Origin of the sequence: Kribbella sp. NPDC058693 (genome assembly GCF_042715335.1) — a bacterium.
Taxonomy (GTDB): Bacteria; Actinomycetota; Actinomycetes; order Propionibacteriales; family Kribbellaceae; genus Kribbella; species Kribbella jiaozuonensis.
In genome coordinates, this window is the sequence record NZ_JBHXSQ010000011.1 from 1 (window position 1) to 2,607 (window position 2,607).

Genomic DNA, 2,607 nt, shown 5'->3' on the forward strand with positions numbered 1-2,607 from the left:
CGTGGAGGACCGAACCCACCAGGGTTGAAAACCTGGGGGATGACCTGTGGATAGGGGTGAAAGGCCAATCAAACTCCGTGATAGCTGGTTCTCCCCGAAATGCATATAGGTGCAGCGTCGCGTGTTTCTTACCGGAGGTAGAGCACTGGATGGTCTAGGGGGCTTACCGGCTTACCGAAATCAGCCAAACTCCGAATGCCGGTAAGTGAGAGCGCGGCAGTGAGACTGCGGGGGATAAGCTCCGTAGTCGAGAGGGAAACAGCCCAGATCACCAGCTAAGGCCCCTAAGCGATTGCTAAGTGGAAAAGGATGTGGAGTTGCCCAGACAACCAGGAGGTTGGCTTAGAAGCAGCCACCCTTGAAAGAGTGCGTAATAGCTCACTGGTCAAGTGATTCCGCGCCGACAATGTAGCGGGGCTCAAGCAATCCGCCGAAGCTGTGGCACTCACACAAGTACCCGGTGTCGTAAGGCATCCAGGTGTGTGGGTGGGTAGGGGAGCGTCGTGCAGCGTGTGAAGCAGCCTAGTGATGGAGTTGTGGATGCTGCACGAGTGAGAATGCAGGCATGAGTAGCGAATGACGGGTGAGAAACCCGTCCGCCGGATGATCAAGGGTTCCAGGGTCAAGCTAATCTGCCCTGGGTAAGTCGGGACCTAAGGCGAGGCCGACAGGCGTAGTCGATGGACAACGGGTTGATATTCCCGTACCGGCATTAACACGACCCGACCGAACCTGCTGATGCTAAGCCAACTAAACTTTGATGTCTTCGGACGGATGAGCGGCGTTGGTGACCCGAGGTGGTAGTAGGTGCATTGAGGAGTGACGCAGGAGGGTAGTCCAACCGCGGCGATGGTAGGCGCAAGCTGATCCGCGGGCAAGGTGGTAGGGCGAGGCATAGGCAAATCCGTGTCTCACATAGCCTGAGAGCCGAGGCGGACCCGTTCAGGGGAAGTGGATGATCCCATGCTGCCGAGAAAAACTTCGCAGTGAGTGTTAGAGCCGCCCGTACCCCAAACCGACACAGGTGATCAGGTAGAGAATACCGAGGCGATCGAGTGAACCATGGTTAAGGAACTCGGCAAAATGCCCCCGTAACTTCGGGAGAAGGGGGACCGGATCCGTTACATCATTTACTGGTGGAAGCGGTGATGGTCGCAGAGACCAGGCCCAAGCGACTGTTTACTAAAAACACAGGTCCGTGCGAAGAAGTAATTCGATGTATACGGACTGACGCCTGCCCGGTGCTGGAACGTTAAGGGGACAGGTTAGTCGGCTTAGGCCGGCGAAGCTTTGAACTTAAGCGCCAGTAAACGGCGGTGGTAACTATAACCATCCTAAGGTAGCGAAATTCCTTGTCGGGTAAGTTCCGACCTGCACGAATGGCGTAACGACTTGGGCGCTGTCTCAACCGTGGACTCGGCGAAATTGCATTACGAGTAAAGATGCTCGTTACGCGCAGCAGGACGGAAAGACCCCGGGACCTTTACTACAACTTGGTATTGGTGGTCGGTACAATTTGTGTAGGATAGGTGGGAGACTGTGAAGCTCGGACGCCAGTTCGGGTGGAGTCATCGTTGAAATACCACTCTGATTGTTCTGGCTGTCTAACTTTGGTCCGTTATCCGGATCAGGGACAGTGCCTGGTGGGTAGTTTGACTGGGGCGGTCGCCTCCTAAAAGGTAACGGAGGCGCTCAAAGGTTCCCTCAGCCTGGTTGGCAATCAGGTGTCGAGTGTAAGTGCACAAGGGAGCTTGACTGTGAGACAGACATGTCGAGCAGGGACGAAAGTCGGAACTAGTGATCCGGCGGTGGCATGTGGGAGCACCGTCGCTCAACGGATAAAAGGTACCCCGGGGATAACAGGCTGATCTTCCCCAAGAGTCCATATCGACGGGATGGTTTGGCACCTCGATGTCGGCTCGTCGCATCCTGGGGCTGGAGTAGGTCCCAAGGGTTGGGCTGTTCGCCCATTAAAGCGGCACGCGAGCTGGGTTTAGAACGTCGTGAGACAGTTCGGTCCCTATCCGCTGCGCGCGCAGGAGACTTGAGAAGGGCTGCCCCTAGTACGAGAGGACCGGGGTGGACGAACCTCTGGTGTGCCAGTTGTTCCGCCAGGAGCACGGCTGGTTGGCTACGTTCGGGAGTGATAACCGCTGAAAGCATCTAAGCGGGAAGCACGCTTCAAGATGAGGTCTCCCACCGGGTTAACCGGGTAAGGCCCCCAGTAGACCACTGGGTTGATAGGCCAGAAGTGGAAGCGCCGCAAGGTGTGGAGCTGACTGGTACTAATAGGCCGAGGGCTTGTCACACACACAACACTGGACGTGCACGACACGGGAGTGTTGTACAGACACCAAATAAGCCTGCGCTACTTGTAACGATGTTCGCGTTCACTGTACGGTTCCCGGAATACGGTCACCCCAGCCCTTGTGGCTTTGGTTGGTTGATAGTGTTCTCATATTGTTTCGGTGGCCATAGCGTCGGGGAAACACCCAGTCTCCATTCCGAACCTGGAAGTTAAGCCCGCCAGCGCCGATGGTACTGCGACCGGGAGGTCGTGGGAGAGTAGGACGCCGCCGGACATTCACACTGTTAAGGGCCACCCCA

At 56.4% G+C, this 2,607-nt stretch carries 2 rRNA genes; both read left to right on the forward strand.

Annotation, left to right across the window (positions count from 1 at the left end):
• Window positions 1-2,309, forward strand: a 23S ribosomal RNA gene (locus ACFWUU_RS40450); the annotation flags it as partial.
• A 155-nt stretch (window positions 2,310-2,464) separates the two neighbouring features.
• Window positions 2,465-2,582 (forward strand): 5S ribosomal RNA (rrf, locus tag ACFWUU_RS40455).
• Window positions 2,583-2,607: the final 25 nt, after the last annotated feature.